This is a genomic window from Anaerococcus groningensis (assembly GCF_046365465.1).
GTDB classification, from domain to species: Bacteria; Bacillota; Clostridia; order Tissierellales; family Peptoniphilaceae; genus Anaerococcus; species Anaerococcus groningensis.
In genome coordinates this window covers 166,464-190,591 of sequence record NZ_JBGMEG010000001.1, presented here as the reverse complement: position 1 = coordinate 190,591, position 24,128 = coordinate 166,464, and the positions used below count along the sequence as shown (strand labels likewise).

At 32.2% G+C, this 24,128-nt stretch carries 25 protein-coding genes and 1 tRNA gene; 25 read left to right on the top strand and 1 reads right to left on the bottom strand.

Annotated features, from left to right (window positions below; translation table 11 throughout):
* Window positions 1–53 precede the first annotated feature (53 nt).
* The 5 genes from rpsO to recA all read left to right on the top strand — a co-directional run bounded on the left by rpsO (window position 54) and on the right by recA (window position 6,534).
* A complete protein-coding gene (gene rpsO / locus AB9Q04_RS00940) occupies window positions 54–320 on the top strand; it encodes a 30S ribosomal protein S15 (protein WP_203126780.1) in 267 nt (88 codons plus the stop codon).
* A 44-nt stretch (window positions 321–364) separates the two neighbouring features.
* Complete coding sequence (locus tag AB9Q04_RS00935; protein ID WP_410023515.1) at window positions 365–2,527, top strand: polyribonucleotide nucleotidyltransferase; 2,163 nt, start codon at window positions 365–367, stop codon at window positions 2,525–2,527.
* 94 nt (window positions 2,528–2,621) lie between these two features.
* A complete protein-coding gene (locus AB9Q04_RS00930) occupies window positions 2,622–4,955 on the top strand; it encodes a DNA translocase FtsK (RefSeq protein WP_410023514.1) in 2,334 nt (777 codons plus the stop codon).
* The gene (pgsA, locus tag AB9Q04_RS00925; protein WP_410023513.1) at window positions 4,942–5,472 is read left to right on the top strand and encodes a CDP-diacylglycerol--glycerol-3-phosphate 3-phosphatidyltransferase; all 531 of its coding nucleotides are present in this window, start codon (window positions 4,942–4,944) and stop codon (window positions 5,470–5,472) included. Before AB9Q04_RS00930 ends, pgsA begins: the two co-directional genes overlap by 14 nt.
* Window positions 5,473–5,481: 9 nt before the next feature.
* Window positions 5,482–6,534 carry a recombinase RecA gene (recA, locus tag AB9Q04_RS00920; RefSeq protein ID WP_410023512.1) on the top strand — a complete coding sequence of 351 codons (1,053 nt, stop codon included), beginning with the start codon at window positions 5,482–5,484 and terminating at the stop codon, window positions 6,532–6,534.
* A gap of 36 nt (window positions 6,535–6,570) precedes the next feature.
* Here recA and AB9Q04_RS00915 read toward each other — a convergent pair whose 3' ends face one another.
* Window positions 6,571–7,605, bottom strand: a complete 1,035-nt coding sequence (locus AB9Q04_RS00915) for a DNA polymerase IV (protein ID WP_410023511.1) — start codon at window positions 7,603–7,605, stop codon at window positions 6,571–6,573.
* A gap of 70 nt (window positions 7,606–7,675) precedes the next feature.
* Between AB9Q04_RS00915 and AB9Q04_RS00910 the strand changes: the two genes are divergently transcribed.
* From AB9Q04_RS00910 to AB9Q04_RS00815, 20 genes are all read left to right on the top strand, one after another.
* Window positions 7,676–7,915: a DUF2382 domain-containing protein gene (locus AB9Q04_RS00910; RefSeq protein ID WP_394011879.1), complete on the top strand. Its 240-nt coding sequence runs from the start codon at window positions 7,676–7,678 to the stop codon at window positions 7,913–7,915.
* A gap of 122 nt (window positions 7,916–8,037) precedes the next feature.
* Window positions 8,038–8,850: a YsnF/AvaK domain-containing protein gene (locus tag AB9Q04_RS00905; protein WP_394011877.1), complete on the top strand. Its 813-nt coding sequence runs from the start codon at window positions 8,038–8,040 to the stop codon at window positions 8,848–8,850.
* Window positions 8,851–8,932: 82 nt separating this feature from the next.
* Window positions 8,933–9,184 (top strand): RNA-binding S4 domain-containing protein, encoded by a 252-nt coding sequence (locus AB9Q04_RS00900; protein ID WP_410023510.1) that lies wholly within the window; start codon window positions 8,933–8,935, stop codon window positions 9,182–9,184.
* Window positions 9,171–9,539, top strand: a complete 369-nt coding sequence (locus tag AB9Q04_RS00895) for an FtsB family cell division protein (protein ID WP_410023509.1) — start codon at window positions 9,171–9,173, stop codon at window positions 9,537–9,539. The genes AB9Q04_RS00900 and AB9Q04_RS00895 overlap by 14 nt, the downstream gene beginning before the upstream one ends.
* A 31-nt stretch (window positions 9,540–9,570) precedes the next feature.
* Window positions 9,571–10,932: a tRNA lysidine(34) synthetase TilS gene (tilS, locus tag AB9Q04_RS00890; protein ID WP_410023508.1), complete on the top strand. Its 1,362-nt coding sequence runs from the start codon at window positions 9,571–9,573 to the stop codon at window positions 10,930–10,932.
* Window positions 10,925–11,479, top strand: coding sequence for a hypoxanthine phosphoribosyltransferase (gene hpt, locus AB9Q04_RS00885; RefSeq protein ID WP_410023507.1), 555 nt, complete (start codon window positions 10,925–10,927; stop codon window positions 11,477–11,479). The genes tilS and hpt overlap by 8 nt, the downstream gene beginning before the upstream one ends.
* Before the next feature lie 34 nt (window positions 11,480–11,513).
* A complete protein-coding gene (locus tag AB9Q04_RS00880) occupies window positions 11,514–12,008 on the top strand; it encodes a DUF5673 domain-containing protein (RefSeq protein WP_410023506.1) in 495 nt (164 codons plus the stop codon).
* A gap of 73 nt (window positions 12,009–12,081) precedes the next feature.
* On the top strand, window positions 12,082–12,867 hold the full coding sequence (locus AB9Q04_RS00875) for a type III pantothenate kinase (RefSeq protein ID WP_394011865.1): 786 nt from the start codon (window positions 12,082–12,084) through the stop codon (window positions 12,865–12,867).
* Entirely contained in the window at window positions 12,848–13,810 is a 963-nt protein-coding gene (dusB, locus tag AB9Q04_RS00870; protein ID WP_410023505.1) for a tRNA dihydrouridine synthase DusB, read from the top strand. The genes AB9Q04_RS00875 and dusB overlap by 20 nt, the downstream gene beginning before the upstream one ends.
* A gap of 1 nt (window position 13,811) precedes the next feature.
* Complete coding sequence (greA, locus tag AB9Q04_RS00865) at window positions 13,812–14,285, top strand: transcription elongation factor GreA (RefSeq protein ID WP_394020164.1); 474 nt, start codon at window positions 13,812–13,814, stop codon at window positions 14,283–14,285.
* A 9-nt stretch (window positions 14,286–14,294) separates the two neighbouring features.
* Window positions 14,295–16,205 carry a lysine--tRNA ligase gene (gene lysS, locus AB9Q04_RS00860; protein ID WP_410023504.1) on the top strand — a complete coding sequence of 637 codons (1,911 nt, stop codon included), beginning with the start codon at window positions 14,295–14,297 and terminating at the stop codon, window positions 16,203–16,205.
* Between the two features lie 141 nt (window positions 16,206–16,346).
* Window positions 16,347–16,853, top strand: a complete 507-nt coding sequence (locus AB9Q04_RS00855) for a cysteine hydrolase family protein (RefSeq protein WP_410023503.1) — start codon at window positions 16,347–16,349, stop codon at window positions 16,851–16,853.
* 553 nt (window positions 16,854–17,406) lie between these two features.
* Window positions 17,407–18,459: a siderophore ABC transporter substrate-binding protein gene (locus tag AB9Q04_RS00850; protein WP_410023502.1), complete on the top strand. Its 1,053-nt coding sequence runs from the start codon at window positions 17,407–17,409 to the stop codon at window positions 18,457–18,459.
* Between the two features lies 1 nt (window position 18,460).
* Window positions 18,461–19,426, top strand: coding sequence for an ABC transporter permease (locus AB9Q04_RS00845; protein ID WP_410023501.1), 966 nt, complete (start codon window positions 18,461–18,463; stop codon window positions 19,424–19,426).
* Window positions 19,423–20,436, top strand: a complete 1,014-nt coding sequence (locus AB9Q04_RS00840) for an iron chelate uptake ABC transporter family permease subunit (RefSeq protein WP_410023500.1) — start codon at window positions 19,423–19,425, stop codon at window positions 20,434–20,436. The genes AB9Q04_RS00845 and AB9Q04_RS00840 overlap by 4 nt, the downstream gene beginning before the upstream one ends.
* Complete coding sequence (locus tag AB9Q04_RS00835; RefSeq protein WP_410023499.1) at window positions 20,433–21,188, top strand: iron ABC transporter ATP-binding protein; 756 nt, start codon at window positions 20,433–20,435, stop codon at window positions 21,186–21,188. Before AB9Q04_RS00840 ends, AB9Q04_RS00835 begins: the two co-directional genes overlap by 4 nt.
* A 43-nt stretch (window positions 21,189–21,231) precedes the next feature.
* Window positions 21,232–21,747, top strand: coding sequence for a hypothetical protein (locus AB9Q04_RS00830; protein ID WP_410023498.1), 516 nt, complete (start codon window positions 21,232–21,234; stop codon window positions 21,745–21,747).
* An 85-nt stretch (window positions 21,748–21,832) separates the two neighbouring features.
* Window positions 21,833–23,131 carry a CapA family protein gene (locus AB9Q04_RS00825; RefSeq protein WP_410023497.1) on the top strand — a complete coding sequence of 433 codons (1,299 nt, stop codon included), beginning with the start codon at window positions 21,833–21,835 and terminating at the stop codon, window positions 23,129–23,131.
* Window positions 23,131–23,694: a phosphatase PAP2 family protein gene (locus tag AB9Q04_RS00820; RefSeq protein WP_410023496.1), complete on the top strand. Its 564-nt coding sequence runs from the start codon at window positions 23,131–23,133 to the stop codon at window positions 23,692–23,694. Before AB9Q04_RS00825 ends, AB9Q04_RS00820 begins: the two co-directional genes overlap by 1 nt.
* Before the next feature lie 33 nt (window positions 23,695–23,727).
* A tRNA-Leu gene (locus AB9Q04_RS00815) sits at window positions 23,728–23,814 on the top strand.
* The last annotated feature ends 314 nt before the right edge of the window (window positions 23,815–24,128 follow it).

Genomic DNA, 24,128 nt, shown 5'->3' with positions numbered 1-24,128 from the left:
GCAACCTCGACTTTTACACGGTCAAAGGCATATAAACATATAGGAGGAAAATTATGTTATCACAAGAAAAAAAGACAGAACTTATTAAAGAATACCAATTAGAAGAAGGAGACACAGGTTCTCCAGAAGTACAAATAGCTATTTTAAGCTACAGAATTAAAGATTTAACAGAACACTTAAAGGCTAATCCAAAAGACCACTCATCAAGAAGAGGACTTTTCAAAATGATTAGACGTAGAAAAGGGTTATTAAACTACTTAAGAGATAATGATATCGAAAGATATAGAGCAATTATCGAAAAAGTAGGCATCAGAGGTTAGTTGATTGGCGGGGTATTATCCCGCCTTATTTTTTAGGAGAAAAGATGGAGAAACAATATACTTATACATCAAAGCATGGTTATGAGCTTGATGTAACAATAGGAAAATTTGCAGAACAGGCTAATGGCGAATGTTACATAAAAAGTGGAGACACTTCTCTTTTAGTGACTGCAGTAGCTAGTGAAAAACCAAGAGAGGGGATAGACTTTTTTCCACTAATTTGTGATTTTCAGGAAAAATTATACGCAGTAGGAAAAATCCCAGGTGGTTTTCTAAAAAGAGAAGGTAAAGCATCTGATGAAGCTACCCTTATTTCCCGCCAAATGGATAGACCTTTGCGTCCACTTTTCCCAGAAAATTATTATAATGATGTGCAAGTAATTGCTACAGTTTTATCAATGGATGAAGATAATCAGCCAGATTGCTTATCAACAATTGGTGCAAGTATTGCCCTTGGTACTTCAGATATTCCATTTAATGGACCAGTTGGAGCTGTTTCAGTAGGCTTTGTTGATGGAGAATTTGTTGTATTTCCAAATGAAGAGCAAAGAAAAAAATCTGAGCTTGACTTAACAGTTGCTGGTAGCAAAGAGGCTATCAACATGGTAGAAGCAGGTGCAAATGAACTTACTGAAGCCCAAATGCTTGAAGCAATGCTAATAGCCCACGAAGAAATTGGTCATATTTCTGACTTTATCCAAGAAATCATTGATGAAATTGGTAAAGAAAAAAAACTAGTAGAAGTAACTGTTCCTTCAGAATTAGAAGAAAAAATCATAGCAGATTATTCAGAAGATATCAAATCTTCTATTAGAACAACAGATAAAATGGAACGTGGCGAAGCGATCTTTAATATAGAGGAAGCTGCTAAGGAAAAGTACTTAGAAGAATACCCAGAAACAGAAGATGAAATTCATAGGGTTATTGATGATATCATGAAAAAAGAAGTTCGTCGTATGATTTCTATTGATAAAATTAGACCAGACGGACGTGATTTAAAAGAAATCAGACCACTTTCAGTAGAAGCTGGTCTTTTACCAAGAGTTCATGGTTCAGGTTTATTCAAACGTGGACAAACACAAGTATTATCAGTTACTACCCTAGGTTCACCAGCGGATGTACAAATCATAGATGGATTAAATCGTGAAGAAATTCACAAAAGATATATGCATCAATATAACTTCCCACCATTTAGTGTTGGAGATGTAAAACCACTGCGTGCTCCAGGACGTCGTGAAATAGGACACGGCCATCTAGCAGAAAGGGCCTTAGTTCCAGTATTACCAGAAGAAAGTGATTTTCCATATACAATTAGAGTTGTATCAGAAGTTTTAAGTTCAAATGGATCAAGCTCTCAAGCATCTATCTGTGGATCTACACTTTCACTAATGGATGCAGGTGTTCCAATTAAAAAACCAGTTGCAGGTATAGCGATGGGTCTTATAAAAGAAGAAGATTCAATATCTATTCTTACTGATATCCAAGGACTCGAAGACCACCTGGGAGATATGGACTTTAAAGTTGCAGGCACTCGTGATGGTATCACAGCTTTACAAATGGATATGAAAATTGCAGGAATTACTCGTGAAGTCCTAGAAGAATCACTAGATAATGCAAAAGAAGCTAGAATGCAAATCCTTGATTTAATTGAATCAACCATTGATAAACCAAGAGCAGATATATCAGATTATGCACCAAGACTATTTACAATAGACATAGACCCAGAAAAGGTACGTGATGTAATAGGTTCAGGTGGTAAAACAATTAATAAAATTATCGATGAAACTGGAGTAACAATCGAAACAGAAGATGATGGACACATTACAGTTGCATCAACTGATGGAGCAAGCGGTAAAAAAGCAATAGAAATGATTCGTGCCATTGTAACTGACCCACAAGTGGGAGATATTTACACAGGAAAAGTTACTAGAATTATGAATTTTGGTGCCTTTGTCGAAATTGCAATTGGCAAAGAAGGCTTGCTTCATATTTCACAAATCGACCATGCTAGAACTGATAAGGTAGAAGATGTCCTATCTGTAGGAGATGAAGTAACAGTAAAAGTTACAGAAATAGATAGACAAGGTAGAATAAATCTTTCTAGAAAAGCTCTTTTAGAAAAACCTGAAAGAGAAGATAAAGAAGATTACAAAAATAATTCAAAAGCAGAAGCGTGGCCTGCTGATGAAGACCCAAGAAATAAATAAAGAAATAAATAATAGAAACTCAATATATAAGCTGCCATATTCTGGCAGTTTATTTTTTAGCCTTGATATAATATAATTTATAGTGAGGTAAGATATGGCAAATAGTAAAAATGACAATAGAATAAGAAAAAAATCCACAAATAAACCTCCAAAAAATAAGAAAAGAGCTACTAAAAAAAGAGAATGGACCTTTAATTTTAATATTTTTTCTCTAGTTATGATGGGTCTATCCTTATTTTTCTTTATATTTATACTTTCATCAAATACTGGTAAACTTGGAAATGTAGTAACTAGTGCTTTTACAAGTACCTTTGGAAAACTTGCCCTACTATTTCCCCTAATAGTTTTTATAAGCTTTCTATTTGCTTATAGGGATAAATATAAGGTAAATATAAAAAACTTTTTGCTTTTATATTTAGTATTTACAATGACCCTAGCCTTTATGTCAAAGCCCTATGTAAGAAATGATTTAAGCTGGACTATGGATTATAATATGCTAAATGCAAAAGATTCTGGTGGAATCTATGGCGGATTTTTCGCCTATTATATAGTAAGCTTTTTAGGAACTCTAGGACTTGATATATTATTTGGCCTTTCCATATTTTTATTTGTAATAGGCATCAGTCCTATGACCTATGGGGAGTTTTTAATAAAACTAAGGGACATATTAGTCTTTATAGGAGGGAGAGTATCTAATTTCTTTGCTGGCCTTAAGGAAAAAAGAAATGAATCTTCTAAAAAGAATGAAAGTAAAGAAGCAGAAGAAGTCCTTATCCCAGATGATAATAAAGATTTGGGGCCAACTCTAGAAGAAAAGCCAGTAGCAAGCCAAGACTTAGAGGTAAAAGTTGCGAAAGAACCTGTAAGAGTTGAAAAACCTAAGAAAAAACCTATAAAAGCTTATGATTTCAAAGACGATGAAGAAATAGAAGTAAGAAGCTATAAATCAAAGCAAATTGAAATGAGAGATTTAGATGAGTCTTTCAAAAAGGACTTTGACAATTATAACTATCCACCACTTGATCTTTTAGAAGATAGGTCTGATGCAGGATCCATAGATGAGGGCGAAATCAAAGAAAAAGCCCTAGCAATAGAAGAGACTTTAGAAAGCTTTGGTATAGAAGCAAAGGTAGTTCAAATTGATATAGGACCAACAGTAACTTGCTATGAATTAAAACCGCAAAGAGGGGTAAAGGTTAGTAAGATATTAAATCTTGCAGATGACTTGGCCTTATCACTTGCAACAAGTGGTATAAGAATATTAGCCCCTATTCCTGGCAAAAGCCATGTAGGGATAGAAGTGCCAAATGATAGCAAGGAAATAGTTGGTTTTAAAGAAATAATATCTACTAACAAATTTGCAAACGCTAAGTCAAAAATCCCTTTTGCTATGGGTAAATCTATAGCAGGTGATCCTGTAGTTTCTGGTATAGAAAAGATGCCTCACTTACTAGTATCAGGGGCAACAGGATCAGGTAAATCAGTTTGCATTAATACTATTATAATGAGTATTTTATACAAACATTCACCAGATGAGGTAAAGCTTTTGATGATTGACCCTAAAGTAGTAGAGCTTTCTGTCTACAATGGCATTCCACACTTAATTATGCCGGTAATTACTGATCCTAAAAAAGCAAGTTCATCTCTATTTTGGGCCATCTCAGAAATGGAAAAAAGATACAAGGCCTTTCAAAAATACCATGTTCGTGATATAGAAAGCTATAAAAAAGCAGCAGAATCTGATGAATCTATGGAAAACTTACCATATATAGTTGTAATTATAGACGAGCTTGCAGATCTTATGATGACTGCAGCAAGTGAAGTAGAAGATTATATTATGCGTCTTGCTCAAAAATCAAGGGCCTGTGGTATTCATTTAGTAATAGCTACTCAAAGGCCAACTGTAGATGTTATTACAGGTACAATTAAGGCAAATATTCCATCTAGAATTTCCTTTGCAGTTACATCTCAAACAGATTCTAGAACCATACTAGATTCAGCAGGAGCAGAAAAACTTTTAGGTAAGGGTGACATGCTTTACGCTTCAAGCGATTCTATGAAACCACTTAGAATCCAAGGAGCCTTTGTATCGGATACAGAAGTTTTAGATGTGGTTGATTATATCAAACAAGAAACAAAGGCTAACTATAATCAAGAGGCAATAGAAACAGTTGAAGAAAATTCTCAGGTAAAAGAAGTGGATGACGAGGATGAATTAATCGATGAGGCTATAAAAATTATTATAGATGAAAATACTGCCTCAGTTTCACTTTTACAAAGAAAATTAAGGGTAGGCTATGCTAGAGCAGGTAGGATAATAGACCAGCTTGAAGAAAAAGGTGTAGTAGGTCCTTATGAAGGCAGTAAGCCAAGAAAAGTTTTAGTAGATAGAACTTATATCGAAGGAGAGCAAGGTGAATATAGCTAATAAAGTTACAGTCTTAAGATTACTTTTGATTCCAGTATTCTTAGTATTATATTATATTTATGGGTCAACTAATAATCTAGCTGCTATAGTTTTTGTAGTGGCATCCCTTACTGATGCCCTAGATGGACATCTAGCCCGTAGCCGCAATTTGGTAACGACTTTTGGAAAATTTGTTGATCCTTTAGTAGATAAGCTTTTAACTATGGCTGCCTTTGTTGTTTTGGTAGAAGGAAGTATAATACCTGCTTGGGCGGTAATAATTATTATCGCAAGAGAATTAATTATTACAGGCTTTAGAACCCTTGCAGCCGATAAGGGCATCACCATTGCAGCAAGTAAATGGGGAAAACTAAAAACTACTAGCCAGATGATAGCCCTAGTATTACTTTTACTTGATAATAATAGTTTAAATCATATAGGTATATATGTATTTTATCTAGCTGTAATACTAACTATCATTTCTGGTTTAGATTATATAATAAAAAACAAAGAAGTCTTAGATTTAGAAAATATATAGGAGATTTTTATGGATGATAATAAACAAAAAGCCTTAGACCAAGCCTTTAAAAATATTGAAAAAAAATATGGTAAAGGCTCCATAATGAAGATGGGTGAAGCACCAAAAGTTAAGGTATCAGCTATCCCAACTGGAGCTATCAACCTTGATATTGCTCTAGGTATTGGTGGTATACCAAGAGGTAGAGTAATAGAGATATTTGGACCAGAATCATCTGGTAAAACAACCCTTGCCCTTCATATGATTGCAGAAGATCAAAAACAAGGTCAAACATGTGCCTTCATAGATGCAGAACATGCTATGGATGCAGAATATGCTAGAAATCTTGGTGTAGATATAGATAATCTTATCCTATCTCAACCAGATACAGGGGAACAAGGACTTGATATAGCAGAATCTTTAGTTCGTTCTGGTGCAGTGGATTTAATTATTATAGACTCTGTAGCAGCATTAGTACCAAGAGCAGAAATTGAAGGGGAAATGGGAGATAGCCACGTAGGGCTTCAAGCTAGGCTTATGAGTCAGGCCTTAAGAAGACTAACTGGTGTTATTGCAAAATCAAATACAACTGTTGTATTTATCAACCAATTAAGAGAAAAAGTTGGGGTAATGTTTGGTTCACCAGAAACTACAACTGGTGGTCGTGCCCTTAAATTCTACTCATCAGTTAGGCTTGATATCCGTAGGATAAAAACTATAACTGAGGGAGATAATTCTATAGGATCTCGTACTAGGGTAAAAGTTGTAAAAAATAAGGTTGCACCACCATTTAAAGTTGTGGAGTTTGATATAATGTATGGAACTGGTATTTCAAAATCTGGGGTAATCTTAGATACTGCAGTTGAAATGGATATAGTTGATAAGGCTGGATCATGGTTCTCTTATGATGGAGAGAAACTGGGCCAAGGTCGTGAAAATGTAAAAACCTACCTAGAAGAAAACCAAGATATCATGAATGAAATTGAGGGAAAAATAAGAGCAACCCTTAGAGATGATGAAGAAAATCCAGACCTTTTTGAGGATGAAGAAAAAGAGGGTCAACAAAGTCTAGATACAGAATAAAAATAAAAAGTACTGATTAATTTCAGTACTTTTTTATTACAAAAACGATAATTGGTTGCTATTTCTGTTTGATAATTTTGATAAAGAGATGCCTATTAATCTAATATATTCGCCCTTATAAACTTCATTTAATAGATCACTTGCAGCCTCATATATATTTTCTTTCTTGTATATAGGTTCTTGGAAGGTTATAGCACGAGTTGTCGTTTTAAAATCACTATTTTTAAGTTTTAAATTAACAGTTTTTCCCTGCAAATCCTTATTTGCTAAATCAAACTCGATTTTTTCTGCAATTTCTTTTAAGTAATTATTTAAAATATTAATGTCATTGGTATTTTTCCTAAAAGTTCTTTCTCGTCCCAATGATTTTCTTACCCTACTTGGATTTATTTCTCTTTTATCCTCACCTCTGATAACCCCATAGATGTAAGAGCCTTGTTTTCCAAATAAATCTATCAAAAATTCTTCATCAAGTCTTAATAGGTCTCTTATAGTATAGATACCAATAGTATTTAATTTTTCTACTCCATGTTTGCCCAATCCGTGTACTTTTTTTATATCAAAATCAAGCAAGATATCAGGGACATCTTCCTTATTTATTTCTTTTAAACCATGGGGCTTATTCCAATCACTTGCAAGTTTTGCTAAAAATTTGTTGTAAGAAATACCTATAGAAACGTTAATTTGGGTCTTTTTATATACTTCATCTTGGATATACTTTGCTAAAGTATAAGGATTTTTATTATCTACTTCAAGATAGGCCTCATCTATAGAAACTTGCTCAAAATTTTTGGCATATTTTTTTATAATAGTAAAAACTTCTTCAGATTTTTTCCTATAATATGGATGGTCTACGGGTACTAAAATTACATGTGGACATAGTTCTTTGGCTATAAAAACTGGCATAGCAGAGTGCAAGCCATATTCACGAGCCTTATAATTTGCTGTTGTAATTATCGATTTATTAGTAAGTCCTCCCACTGCAAGAGGATAATTTTTAAGTTTAGGATTTCTAATTTCTTCACACGATGCATAAAAGGCATCGCAGTCTATATGTAAAATATTATTCATATTATCACCTATACTACTATACTTTTTAAATTGTGGGTATAAATAAAAAAAGTGTGAAAGGATGATTTAGATGACTAATTTAAAAGATGATTTAAATGAGGAATATCTAGAAAAGCTAAAAAGAGGCGAAACTATAGTTATTCCTTTGCATGAAGAAAGAGTAACAGTTAGAAAAGAAAAAAAAGTTGTAGAAGAGCTTGTAATAAGAAGAGAAAAATATATAGAGATGCAAACTATTAGAGTTCCAGTTAGAAAAGAGATTATTACAGTTGATGATAGTAAACTAAATTTTGATAATATTGAACAATAAATATAAATATTTGTAAAAATTTAAAAAAATTTTTATATTTATGTTTAATAAAAATTACTAGGGGGTATATACCTACTAGAACAAATTAGACAATAAGTCTAGCAATTAAAAAGGAGATTATAATGGCAAATTTTGAAACATTTAGAACAGAAGATGAACTTTTAGCAAGAATAGATCAACTTAGAGCTCAAGGATTTAGCGATAGCGAACTAGAAGTAATTTCTGCAAATGAATTTGATAATGACAATTTAAGATATTACGGAATTTCAGATAGAGCTAATAGAGATACATTAGACCCAGACTACAACGGAATCTATGCTTACTACACCGGTGAAGATTTAGATCCAACATACTTTGGTGATTTCGGATTTGATAGAAACGTATCTGACGAAGCACTAGGTGCAGTAGAAAATGGTAACTATGTATTAGCTATCGAAAGAGATGGTTTCTTAGATGATCCAGAATATGTAGATGCAGCTTATGAACAAAGAAAAGACTACATCGACAATGATATTCTTGAAAGAGATGACCTATCAAAAAATGAAAAAATTAGACTTCACGAAGAAAGACTAAGAGTAAACAAACAAAGAGTTCAAACTGGTGAAATTGGACTTAAAAAAGAAGTTGTAACAGAAACTCAAGAAATCGAAGTTCCTGTAGAAAAAGAAAGAGTTACTGTTGAAAGACACGCTGTAGAAGGTGAAGCAGTAGATGGATACAACTTCGATGAAACAGCTGATGAAATCAGAATTCCAATCCACGAAGAACAAGTATCTGTAGATAAAGAAGCTTACGTATCAGAAGAAGTAGATGTAAATACTGAAACAGTTACAGAAAACCAAAGAGTTTCTGATCAAGTAAGAAAAGAAAGATTAGACGTTGTTGAAAATGGTGATGTTAAAGAAGTAGATTCAGACGAAGATCACCTATTATAAGATAAAAATTATTTAGCCCAGGCTTAGCCTGGGCTTTTGTTTTTAGCTAGCTATAAGCGCGCTATTAGAGTAAAATAAGCCTATGAGAATAGATAAATTTTTAAAAAATTCAAGAATAATAAAACGTAGGCAAGTTGCAAAAGAAGCATGTGAAAATGGCAGAGTATTAATAAATGGAAATGTTGCAAAACCAGGCTCTGTAGTAGAAGAGGGCGATATAATAGAGATTGCTTTTGGAAAAAGTAACTTAAAGGTAAAAGTAACAGACCTAATAGATGGAGCAAAGAAGTCTACTGCCGGTGAAATGTATGAGGTTATAGATGGCGAAAGCTAAATCATATCAGAGAAGAAGAAAGGCTAAAAATAGAAGGTTTTTATTAACCATATTTTTAGTCCTGCTTATATCAGTAATTTCTTATATCTTTCTAAATAAAATGATGAAGGCAGAAATAAATTCGTTAGATACTGAAATTTCTTCTACTCAAAAAAAACTAGATGATGTAAACAAAGAAATTACTAGTCTAGAAAAAGACTATGAAATAAGAAATACTGATCAATTTAAGGAAAAAATTGCCCAAGAAAGACTGGGTATGACAAAGGGTAATACTGAAAGTAAACAAGAAGATAAGTCAACAGAAGAAGATGATGACAAAAATAATCAAGAAGATACTATAAACAAAGAAAATTAATCAGAAGAACTCTTAGAACCAGAAACAAGTAATGACGATAATTAATAGATTTTTATCCAATATAAAAAAATATGACCTAGTAGAAAAAAATGATACCATAATAATTGGTGCAAGTGGTGGCCCAGATAGCCAATTTTTAATCTACCTTTTTAATCAAATAAAAGAAGAATATAATTTAAATATTATTCTTGCCCACTTAAACCACCTACATAGAAAAGAAGCATCTTTTGATGAAAACCTAGTAAAAGAAACTGGGCAAAAACTAGGTATGAAAGTAGAAGTCAAAAGAGCTAGCATGGATGATTTTGCAAAAGCAAATAAGATATCTGCCGAAGATGCTGGCCGCAGGTTAAGGTATGATTTTTTTAATCAATTAGCCAATGGAAATAAAAATTCTAAGATTGCTATTGCCCATAATATGGATGATCAGGCAGAGACCATGCTATTTCGTATGATAAGAGGTACTGGCTTAGATGGTTTAGCTGCCATGGATTATAAAAATGGCAGGATAATAAGACCAATCTTATCCTTTAAAAAGTCAGAAATCCTCTCTTACTTAGAAGAAAATAATATAGATTATGCTATAGATGTGACAAATTTAGAAAATGACTATACCAGAAATTATATTAGAAATGAGATTTTCCCAAGCCTGGAACAAATAAACTCTAATGTAAAATCAAACTTTTTTAACTTATCAGACCTTGTAAAAAATGATTTAGAAATCATAGATGAAATTATAGAAGACATATATAAGTCTATTGCGCTAAGTGAAGCAGATACTTATATAAAATTTGATATAAAGGAATTTGAAAATCTTTCTTATAATAAAAAGTCTAGAATTATTAGAAAAGCTATTTTTAAACTTAAGGGTGAGATAAAAGATTTATCAAGAGAAAATGTAGATGAATTTATAAGACTTGTGGACCTTGATACGGGTAAAAAAATTATTAAAGATGATATAATTTTTAGAAAAAATTATCAGTCTTATGATTTAGAAATTATTACAAATAAAAAACTTTCTTATAATATTCTTAGCCTTGAACTTGGCCAAGAAATTAATTTTAATGGATATAGTATAAGGGCTGATAAAGTTTTTAAAAAAAGTAGTAATGATAAAAATATAGGATATTTTGACTTAGATAAGATTTCTTTCCCTCTTACCGTTAGGACTAGGAGAAATGGGGACAGATTTAAACCCTTGGGGATGAGTCATAATAAAAAGCTAAAAGATTTTTTTATAGATCAAAAGATTGATAAAAATATCCGTGATGAAGTTCCTTTAATCTTATCAAATCATGAAATTATTTGGCTGGCTGGTCATAGGATATCTGAAGATTATAAGGTGAGTAAGCAAACGAAAAATATTTTAAAAATTGAGGTGACAAATGATTAGTGATACAAATGAAATAATTGAAAAAATTTTGATTGATGAAGAGAGTTTAAATCTTAGAATAAAAAAATTAGCTTCATATATAAATGAGCACTACAAAGATGAAGATACCCTAATAATGGTTGCAATCCTAAAGGGTTCAGTAATGTTTATGGCTGAGCTTGCCAAACATATTAAAGTTGACACTAATCTGGAATTTATGGCAGTATCATCTTATGGATCTGGCACTACATCATCAGGAAATGTCAAAATTTTAAAGGACTTAGACACTGATATAAAAGATAAAAATGTGCTATTAATTGAAGATATAATTGATACAGGTCACACACTTTTCAAATTAAAAAATAATCTGGAAAAAAGAGATCCTAGGGATATAAAAATCATTACCCTTTTAGATAAACCAGAAAGAAGGGAAGTTGATATAAAGCCAGACTGGTATGGCTTTAAGATACCAGATGAATTTGTAGTAGGATTTGGACTAGACTATGACCAAAGTTATAGAAATTTGCCATTTATAGGTGTATTAAAAAGAGAAGTTTATGAAGGATAGGTCATAAGACCTATTTTTTATGTGAGGAGTTATTATGGAGAGAAATTTAGATAGTTTTGTTTTGATAATGTATATAGCAATTATTGTATTTTTTGCTTATAGACTTATCAAAGCACAAAAAAATAAAAAGTTATTACAAGGAGAAGTAAATAGATTTGATAGACCATCTACTACTTTTGAGTGGGTGCTATTAGCCTTTTTACTAGCAACAGGAGTATTTAATCTAGTAGCAGGACTTAAGCAAGATAATAAAAATGCTATTATGATGTCTGTTGTTATGGTTATATTAGCCTTTGTATTTGCCCTATCCCAACAAAATAAATTGTATATTGCAGAAAATGGAATTCTTATAAATTCCACTTTTTATACCTACAAAGAAATAAAAAAATGGGGCTTTGATAAGGAAAAAAATGACTTTGTAATCCAAGCTAAAAAAGATAAGCAAAATACAAATGAAGCAACAAAAGTAAAGTCTTTGGATATAGTAGAAGTCAACAGACTTATAAGAAAATATAAACTAGGTAAATAGTTGAATTAAAGAGGAAATTATCGTATCATATTAGAGTTAAATTTTATTTACTAAAACCTTAAAGGGAGATACGATGCTGCTAGTAGTAGATGTAGGAAATACCAATACTGTTCTAGGTGTTTTCAACAAAGATAAATTAGAATTCAGATATAGAGTGGCTACAAATTTAAAACGCACCAGCGATGAATTAGTAGCTACCCTTTTTAATATGTTTACAATTCATGAAATTGATAAAGAATGTATCGATGATACCATTATTTCATCGGTAGTTCCTGATATCATGTATGCATGGCAATCATGTAACCGCAAGCTTTTTGATAAGGACCCTATAGTTATTGACTATATGACTGATACAGGTATTACCAATGACTATGAGTCACCAAAAGATGTTGGGGCGGACAGAATTGTAAATGCAGTTGCAACTTACAATAAATATGGTGGACCAGCTATAATAGTAGATATGGGAACAGCTATTACTTTTGATGTCATAACAAAAGATGCAAAATATTTAGGTGGATCTATAGCACCAGGTATTCGCATCGCCCAAGATGGTCTTTTTGGCATGACTGCTCAGTTACCAAAAATTGAACTTAGAAATCCAAAAACGGCAATAGCAAGAACTACACCAGAAAGTATGAATGCTGGGATTGTTTACGGATATATTGCCTTAATAGATGGACTTATAAGTCAAATTGAAAATGAGCTTATAAATGACTATGGGATAGCAGATGAGATAAAGGTAATAGCGACTGGTGGCTATTCTGAATTAATTGCAAGTGAGTCAAAATATATTAACCGTATCGAACCTGATTTGATGTTAGATGGGCTAAAAATTATTTATGACAGAATTAAAAAATAAAGAAATCATGTTAGCTCCCCTAGCAGGAGTTACAGACGTAGCCTTTAGAATAATTTGCGAAAAATACGGGGCGGATAAAACATTTACGGAAATGGCAAGTGTAAATGCCATGATTTATGATAACAAACAAACCGATGAAATTCTTTATATAGCTGATAAAGAAAAACACGCAAATATCCAAATTTTTGGCAGAGACCCAGAAAAAATTGAAAGAGCTATAAAAGAAAAGATAAATCCAATTGACACTATTACTGACTTAAGCTTTAATATGGGCTGTCCTGCTCCAAAGATATATAAAAATGGAGAAGGCTCAGCTCTTATGAAAGAACCAGACTTAGTTGATAAGATAACTAAAACCCTGGTAAAATCTACTAATAAAAAAGTAAATGTAAAATTTCGATCAGGTGTAGATGATACACGTAGAAATTTTGTTGAAATTGGTAAGATTTGCGAGGATAATGGTGTAGATTATGTCATCCTACACGGTAGGACTCGTGAGCAACAATATAGCGGAAGCGCAAACTGGGATGATATTAAAAAATTAAAAGTAGCTTTAGCTATACCAGTAATAGCAAATGGAGATGTTTTTTCTGTAGATGATTTTATAAAAATCATAGAAACTACTAATGCTGATGGAGTTATGCTTGCAAGGGGTGCTATGGGTAATCCATTCTTGTTTAAATATATTAAAGATTATTTAAAAACTGGAAATTATAGCAAGGTAAGCCCGAGTGAAATAATTGATCAAATCAAAGAGCAGTATGCCCTATCTTTAGAATTTAAAGATGAAAAGCTAGTAGTAAATCAGATGAGAAAGCACGTAGGATGGTATATAAAAGGCCTTAAGGACTCAAGCAAGGTCCGTGATGAAGTTAATAAATTAAAAACAAAAGAAGAAATATTTGATTTATTAGATGAATATAAGAATGTTTTAGAGGGATGAAATGGCAGAAAATAAAGAAGTAATACTTTCAAAAGAGTATTTAGAAAAATTAGAAGACGAATTAGAATACCTAAAAACCAAAAGAAGACCAGAGATTGCAGAAAAAATAAAAATTGCAAGAAGCTTTGGTGACTTATCAGAAAATGCTGACTATGATGAAGCTAAAAATGAACAAGGTGAAATCGAAAGTCGTATAGCAAAAGTTGAAGATATGATAAGAAATGCAAAAACTATCGAAGTAGACTTAAATTCTGATGAAGTTGGGGTAGGAAATACAGTGACAGTATATGATGAAGAATTTGATGAAACAATGGATTACAAAATCGTAGGAACTGCAGAGTCAGATCCTGTAAAAGGATTTATATCAAATGAATCACCAGTAGGTGCTGCATTATTAGGAAAAAAAGTTAATGATAGAGTAGAAGTTACTACTCCAAATGGCAAAATGTATTTTACTATTAAAGACATTAAATAAGGAGAAATAATGACTGATAACAATAAAGATTTAAATGAAATGCTTAAGATAAAAAGAGAAAAACTTGAAGAACTTAAGCAAGAAGGCAGAGATCCACACGAAATTGTAAATTTTAAAGATCGTATACCTGCAAGTGAAATTAAAGATAATTTTGATAATTATGATGGCAAATCAGTAAGAATAGCAGGACGTATCAGAGCCAAACGTGGCCATGGGAACATGAGCTTTATGGATATCCAGGATGAGTCTGGCACTATCCAAATAGTAAATCGTAAAAATGTTATCGGTGATGAATTTAAACAAGTAAAAAAATATGATATAGGAGATATAGTTGGTATTGAAGGTAATGTTTTTAAAACTAATCAAGGTGAAATATCTATTGAAACCCAAACACCTCAATTACTAACAAAATCTTTGCAAATATTACCAGAAAAATGGCACGGACTAAAAGACCCAGACCTAAGATACAGACAAAGATATCTAGACTTAATCGTAAACCCAGAAGTAAAAGAAGTATTTTACCAAAGAAGCCAAATCATTAGTGAAATTAGGAAATTCTTAGACGGTAGAGGATTTATGGAAGTAGAAACACCAATCCTAAATACTATCGCAGGTGGTGCAACTGCTCGTCCATTTATTACTCACCACAATACTCTAGATATTGATATGTATCTAAGAATTGCCAACGAACTTTATCTAAAAAGATTAATCGTAGGTGGTTTTGATAAAGTTTATGAAATGGGCAGAATGTTTAGAAACGAAGGTATGGATGCCACTCACAACCCTGAGTATACCGCAATGGAATTATACCAAGCCTATGCTGATTATGAAGATATGATGGAAATCACAGAACATATGATAGAAACAGTAGCTACAAATGTTCTAGGAAAAACCACTATCGAATACGATGGACAAGAAATCGAATTAAAAGCTCCATGGGCAAGAATTCCTATGATTGATGCTATAAAAAATGAAACTGGTATAGACTTTAACGAAATTGCAAGCTATGAAGATGCAGTAGCAATTGCAAAAGAAAAAGGTGTTGAAGTAAAAGAAACTCGTGGTGAAATCATATCAGAATTCTTTGAAGAGTTTGTAGAAGATAAACTTATCCAACCAACATTTATCATAGATTATCCAGTGGAAATCTCACCACTAGCTAAAAGAAAAAATGATGATAAGTCATTAACCTATAGATTTGAAGCCTTTATCAATGGTAAAGAAGTAGCAAATGCCTTCTCAGAATTAAATGATGCGGCAGATCAAAGAGAAAGATTTGAAGCACAAGTTGCTAAACGTGAAAAAGGTGATGATGAAGCACAAATGATGGACCACGATTTCGTAAATGCATTAGAAGTAGGACTTCCTCCAACAGGTGGACTTGGTATAGGTATTGATAGAGTTATCATGCTACTTACTGGCCAACACTCTATTCGTGACGTATTATTATTCCCAACAATGAAACCAACTGGTAAAAATGCTGTTGAAGGAAATGAAAGTCAAAGTCCAGCTCCAAAAAAACAAGTTGAAGAAATAGATGAAGTAATAGATTTTACTGGAGTAGAAATCGAAGATATATATGAAGATGTAGACTTTGATACCTTTATCAAATCAGACTTTAGAGTAGTAAAAGTCCTAGCTTGTGAAGAAGTACCAAAATCAAACAAGCTTCTAAAATTCACCCTAGATGATGGAACAGGCAAAGAGCGTACAATCCTATCAGGTATAAAAAAACACTACAGCCCAGAAGAACTAATAGGTAAAAACCTAGTAGCAATAGTAAACCTTCCACCAAGAGCTATGATGGGAATTGATTCTGAAGGTATGATCCTATCTGCAGTTCATAACCAAAACGGCGAAGAAGTACTAAATGTGCTTCAAGTATCAAACAGAATACCTGCAGGAGCTAAAATTCAGTAATAGATTATATAACCAGCCTAGGCTGGTTTTTTCTATCTTAAATTGATGTGTTTTTTATACTTATATCATTTCTATATATAGTTTTGCCCATAATAGAGTCGATGGGTATAGTCTAACTAATATACTAAAAGGAGGAAGATAATGGAAGTTTTAGTTGTAGTTGACTTACAAAATGATTTTATAGATGGAAGTCTAGGAAATCCAGGCAATGATGAGATTGTAAAACCTATAGAAGAACTTGTTGAAGGCTTTAATGGCGAAGTGATCTTTACTCGTGATACCCATCATGAAGATTATCTACAAACTCTCGAAGGTAAAAACCTTCCTATAATCCATTGCCAAGAAGGCACAGAGGGTTGGGAAATTAGGATTGATACCAAGGAACACAAGATTTTTAATAAAGAAACTTTTGGCTCATATGATCTGGTAAATTATTTAGTAGAATTAAATAAAAAAGAAGGAATTGATAAGGTAATATTTGTTGGAATTTGTACAGATATATGTGTCCTATCAAATGCTACTCTAGTCAAAAATGCCTTACCTAATACTCCAATAGATGTAATTGGATCTCTATGCAAAGGTACAAATGAGGATAATCATAGGACAAGCCTTCAAGCTATGGAAAGTATTCAAATTAATGTTAAATAGATTATTAATATTTTGGGTAATGCAATAGGATTTTTAGTTTTACTAACACATTCACTTTGGATGAGTATATAATGCATATTCTCATAAATTTTACAGGATCTATATGCTATAATGTATTAAAGTTAATATTTATTAATGAGAATTAATATAAAATTACTGTATTAAATATATTGATGGAAATATAATATGGAGAAGTGGTGAACTCCTATAACCGCACTTTTGATATTATAAGATAAACGGTGATGTTGCAGAATAGCTAAATATATTCTGCTCATCATCCTTTTTTATTAAAGATGCATGTTTAGATATAAGAGTATATCAAAATTTTTAAATAATATTTTATTTTATATACATTTTCTTAAAAGAGGGCTCAATATCCTCTTCTTTTTCTATACTAGAACTTCTGTAACAGCTCTTTTTGAATTTGGATTAAATGTTTCCATAATTATAGCTATGTACTATATACTTTATATATTTATAAACAATTGACTTAAGCATATGATTATGTTAGGATATCAATATCGATAATCAATATCAATTACAGGAGGATGTAATGAAAATTACAAAATATTTAATAACAGCAGGACTTGCTTTAAGCCTTGTAGGATGTGGGAATGAAGCAGAAGTTTCTGATAATAATACATCTATTGAAGAAAGCGATACTAGCTCAGTAGAAACGATAGATAAAGAAGTAGAGAAAGATGTAGCTAGTGATTCTAATAATACCGTTACTATTACTGACAATCATGGAGAAGTAGAAGTCCCAAAAAATCCTAAAAAAGTAGTCGCTCTAGATAGTAGAAATTACGAAGTTCTAGAAGCTATGGGTGTAGACTTAGTAGCAGCTCCAAAAGATGTAATGCCAGCAACTAGCTCATACTTAAAGGATGAAAAAGTTGAAAATATTGGTGATCATAGAGAGCCAAATTTAGAGTTAATTGCAGCAGCTGATCCAGATTTAGTTATTGTCGGTCAAAGATTTGGTGATTACTATGATGATATAAAAGAGCTTGTTCCAAATGCATCTGTAATCGATCTAAATACTGATGTATCAGAAGAAGCAGAATCACCAGGCAATAATTTATTAGAAGGCTTTATAAACTCAACTACTATCCTTGGAGAAATCTTTGATAAAGAAGAAAAAGCTAATGAATTAATTGCAGATTTAGAAGAATCTATAGAAAAAGCTAAAAATGCCTATAAAGGTGGTTCTGTTATGGGAGTTATAACATCAGGTGGTGAAATTGGATATTCAGCTCCAAAATACGGCAGAGTATGGGGTCCTATTTACGAAATCTTAAACCTAGAACCTTCTTTAGAAGTAAATAATGACTCTTCAGACCACAAGGGTGATGATATTTCTGTAGAAGCAATAGCAGAATCAAAACCAGACTATCTAATGGTTCTAGATAGGGATGCAGGTATAAGCACTGAAGAAAGTGCAAAACCAGCCAAAGAAGTTTTAGAAGCATCACAAGCTCTTAAGGATTTAGATGTTATAAAAAATGATAAGATTTATTACGCTCCAAATGACACCTATACCAATGAGTCAATTATAACCTACACAGAAATCTTTAATGGCCTAGCAGAATTATTTAGTAAATAAAATGGAAGATACTAAGAAAAAAATATTTACAAAACCATTTATTGCAGCAATTGTTACTGTGATTGTCCTTGCCATAGCTTCTATATTTATAGGAGCTTATGATATTTTTAAAGAGGGCAATTCACCTCAGATGATATTTATCACTAGAATTCCTAGAACTCTGGCTTTAATGCTGGCTGCAGTTGCTATGAGCCTATCTGGTATAGTGATGCAATTAATTTCTCAAAATAAATTAGTAGAACCAACCACAACAGGTACTATCGAATGGGCGGGCTTAGGCTTGGTTTTAGTTTATATACTAATTCCAAGTCCTAGCTTATTTCAAAGAATGACTGGTGCAATTATAGCCTCCTTTATAGGGTCAATGGTATTTTTTTATTTATTAAAAAATATAAAACTCAAATCATCTTTATTTGTTCCAATTGTTGGAATTATGCTTGGAGCAGTAATATCAGCAGTATCTACCTTTATAGGGCTTGAGTTTAATATGACCCAAGTTATTGAAGTTTGGTTTCAAGGGTCTTTTGCCCCAGTTCAGCGTAGGCGTTATGAGTATTTATTTGTAATAATTCTTATAACTATAGCAATTTATAGGTATGCTGATAAACTAACTATAGCAGGACTTGGAGAAGATATTACAACTAACCTTGGTCTTAATTATAATCAAATTATTTTAAGGGCCAATATTTTAATTGCCATAGCCTGTGGAATAGTTGCTGCAGTGATAGGAAATATTCCTTTTTTAGGACTTATTGTACCAAATCTTGTTTCTCTTTATAGGGGAGATGATTTAAGGGCAAATATCCCTTGGGTATGTCTAGTATCCATGATAGTAATGCTTGTTGCTGATATTTTATCTAGGATAATCATCGCTCCTTTTGAATTGCCAGTTTCACTAATTTTAGGAAGTGCAGGTTCGATTATATTTATTATAATTCTTTTAAACCAAAGGAGATTTAAAATATGAAAGATAAATCTTTGATGGTAAGTAGTTTTAGATCAGATAAGGAAAGAAAATCTTATATACTAGCTTTAATAATTTTATCTTTACTCTCCATGTTAATTATTTACGGCCTTTTAGTATATAACAATCCAGTAGCCATTGATTCGCCTTCGTTTTTACCAGTGGTAAAACGCAGGAAAAATGCAATCATTGCCATGGCCATAGCAGCTATTTGCCAAGCAGTGGGTAGCATTCTTTTTCAAAGTGTAACAAATAATAAAATAATAACTCCATCTATCCTAGGTTTTGAGGCTATTTATTCTACTATAAATACTGCTATCATGTATATTTTAGGCATAGGTGGCTTTATGGCTATAGGCGGTAAAAAGTTTTTTATATTTCAAATTATCCTTATGGTAGGCATATGTCTTTTACTTTTTATAGGAATATTTAATAAAAGAGATGGTAATATTGAGCTTATGCTTTTAATAGGAGTGATTTTAGGCCAAGGGTTAAGGTCTATATCTGCTTTTATGCGTAGACTTCTTTCACCATCTGAATTTGATATATTACAAGCAAAACTTTTTGCATCAGTAAATAACTCAGATCCAGAATATTTCACCCTATCTATAGCTATTATTTTTGTAGTTATAACAGCTATATTTTTAAATACTAACAAGATAAATGTAATAGGTCTTGGTAAGGATGTTGCTACAAATCTTGGTCTAAACCACAAAAAAGCTACTTTCTTATCCTTAATTGCAGTAGCGATTTTAATAAGTATTTCAACTGCTTTAGTAGGACCGATGACTTTTTATGGATTTTTAATAGCTACTTTAACTTATGAAATTGCAAAAACTTATGACCACAAATATATCTTTATCATGGCTATATTACTTGCTTTTGTAATTTTATCTGGATCATATTTTATAATGAATCACATATTTAATGCCAATGGAGTGGTTTCTGTTTTAATTGAACTTATAGGAGGAATAGCCTTCCTAATTTTAATATTTAAGGAAGAAAAATTATGATAAGTCTAACAAATGTAGAGAAGAAATATAATGATGAAGTAAGTATAGGACCAGTTAATCTTGATATAAAAGAAGGTGGGATCAATTCTATTATTGGCCCAAATGGTGCCGGTAAGTCTACCCTTCTTATGATGATAGGAAGATTGCTCCCAAAAGATTGTGGAAAAATTTCTATAGGCGGCCTAGATATAGATGATACAGATTCAAATAAAATGGCTAAAACTGTTTCAATTTTAAAACAAGAAAATAATTTTATTAGCAAACTTACAGTAAAACAACTTATTAGCTTTGGTAGATTTCCATATAGCCAGGGAAGGCTTACAGAAGAAGATATAAAAATTATTGATAAATATATAGACTTTTTCGAATTAAGAGGTTTAGAAGATAGATACCTAGATGAATTATCTGGTGGGCAAAGGCAAAGGGCCTATGTTGCCATGGTCTTAGCCCAAGAAACAAAATATGTTCTACTAGATGAGCCTTTAAATAACTTAGATGTAGCTAGATCTATTTCTATGATGAAACACTTAAGAAAGGCTTGTGATGCCTTAAATAAAACATTTGTTTTAGTAATTCATGATATAAATATAGCTGCCCAATATTCTGATAGGATATTTGCTATGAAAAATGGGAAATTGATATGTGAAGGCTCTGTCGATGAAGTTATGGATGGTAAAAGACTTAGCAAAATTTTTGATACAAGTATCAATATAGTAAATGGTCCTTACGGGAAAATTGCAGTTTATAATTAAATTTTAGCTCTTTATTGGGTATAAATTCTTTAAGGAGATAAATATGAACGAAAATTTTAACTCAGACTACAAAGATACTGATGGGGTAAGAAAATATGTAAGTAGGTATAATATTTATTCTTTATTATTTGCCCTAGGCATATTTGTTATTATAGTTTCTATAATACCATACCTACTTATATCCGATCCAAAAGTAGAAAATAGGATACTACCTTCTATTATAATTGTTCTTGTAGGCCTTGTAATGGCAGTTGCTAGTAATATAGCAAGAAACAAGTTAAAAGAAAAGCAACTTAGCAAGTACACAGTAGCAGCAGTAGAATTTATAGATTTAGAACAAAAATCTAGTAGGAAAAACTTCAGGAAAGATGCAATTATATCTATCCTACTAATCATACTCGTACCATTTATTTATTATCTAATCCACACCCAAGCAAGTCTTATACCAGATAATTCAAATAAATATTTTAATTCTATATTGATTTTAATATTAGCTATTGCAGTATTTATTATTCTTTATAGTAAGGGTAAAAAAGAAGCCTATAACAATCTACTTTAAAAATTCACCTAGTAATAGGTGTTTTTTTTGCTTATTTTTAAGCTTATGGGTTACAATAGAAGGAGTAATAAATTAGGAGGAAACCTTGAAAAAGATAAAAAGAACTTTTACTTTACTATTAAGCCTAGCAGCCCTAACAGCTTGTGGGGCAAATGAAGTAAAAGAGGAAGTAGCAAAAGAGCCTTTAAGAACAGTAGACTTAATAGAAAATATTAGGACAAATGGTGATCAAAAAGTCACTGTTAGTGAAGAAAATGATATAGACAATAATGAAATCATAGAAGAAAATGAAAAAACAGAGGATACAGAAAATAAGGATCAGCCAGAAGAAAGAACTGAAACTGTGACTTTAATAGCAGGTGGAGACCTCATGGCAAATATGGGTCAAACTGAATATGCTTACAATAAGGGTGGAGGAAATTATGACTACTCTGACTCTTTTATGTACGTTTCTGATTTTATAAAAGATGCTGATATTGCTATTGCAAATTATGAAACAACTACAAATCCAAATGTGCCTTATGCAGGCCATCCTAGATTTAATGCACCAGGAGAGTATTTGGAGGCTATAAGTGAGGCGGGCTTTGATGTGGTTACAACTGCCAACAACCACTCTTTAGATACAGACCTTGAGGGAATAGATACAACTATTGCTGCAATTGAAGATGCAGGTTTAGACCATGTAGGTACACGTGCTGAGGGTGATGATAGTAGATTTATAATAAAAAAAGTAAATGATATAAATATTGCATTTTTATCATATACCTATGGTTGCAATGGCATAGAAGACTTATTTCAAGTTCGTGAGGAAGTGGATCAAGTAAATTACCTACACGAAGATGAAATAAAAAAAGATATAGAAGATGCTAAAGAAGCAGGGGCAGACTTTGTAGTAGTTTACCCTCACTGGGGTATCGAATTACGTTCTGAAGCAGATCCTAAGCAAATTGAGTTAGGCCGCAAGATGGTAGACTGGGGTGCGGATTTGGTAATAGGTAATCACCCACACGTTGTAGAGCCATATGAAGAATATGAAAGTGAAGATGGAAGAAAGGGTTTTATAGCCTATGCTTGTGGAAATTTCATTAGTATACAAAATCTAGAAACTGTAAATGATATCAGAACTGAGCAATCTGTGTCTTATAAATTTGAACTTAGCAAAAATTTTGCTGATGGTTCAACATCTATAGATAAATTTGAGGCTTATCCACTTTGGGTTGGCATGACCTATAATGATTATGGACGCAGTGTAAGAACTTATATTGCAGAAGACTTCTTAGAAGGTGGAAAATACTATGATGAGGTCGATCAAAATCAAAGGGATAGGATACAAAAAGCTTATGATGCGACCACAGCAACTATAACTAGCAAGGTAAATTATTAATGAGTCTGTGGACTAGCTTTGAATTAGGGATTTTAGATGCCATTCAAAACATATCAACACCAATCTTAGATAGAGCAATGGTAGATATAACAAGCTTGGGTAATTTTTCTATCCTATGGCTAGCCTTTATCATTATCTTTTTATCTACTAAGGAGTACAAAAGAGTGGGCAAGGTGATGATAATAGGTTTTATTTTAAATATCATAATAGTAAATCTATTATTAAAAAATATTTTTGATAGATCAAGACCCTTTGAAGTAGTGGGCAATTTTAATTTGCTCATCCCACCTTTAAAAGACGGGTCTTTTCCATCAGGCCATAGCTCCTATGCCTTTACATTTTTTGCCATAATTTTATTTATGACAAAATCAAAATCATTAAAAATATTTACAGGGGTCTTATCTTTTTTAATAGCTTTTAGTAGACTCTATTTATATGTCCATTTCCCAACAGATGTCCTAGCAGGATCTATCATAGGTTTTTTTCTTGGTATCCTTGCAATAAAGATATATTTTAATAAAAACTTAAGGAAAATGCTGCCAGTCAAATATTTGCAAAATTAACCAACTGTGCTATAATTAATGGGTAACCATTAAGCCGGTGTGTTGGAACTGGCAGACAAGACAGACTCAAACTCTGTTGTCCATTAGGGCGTGTGGGTTCGATCCCCTCCACCGGCACCAAAAGCTAACTTTAACCGTTGAACTATCAACGGTTTCTTTTTTGCTTGTAACCAATCAGTTACCAACCGTGCTTGATGATATTTTTTCAGTTCATCTTAGATATATTCTTGTGATCTATAGTCTAGAAGTTATGGCAAGACCAAAATAGATTAGGTTTAAAAGTGTATAAAATTAATATATAAAAAACTCGTAGTCATTTAGAATGCGAGTTTTTCTTTATTTTTCTAAATTTTCTATCCTCTTAAAGACCATAAGCTTTTTTCATCTGTTTCTTTCAAATATCCCCATTTTACGTTATACTATAACTAAGGAGT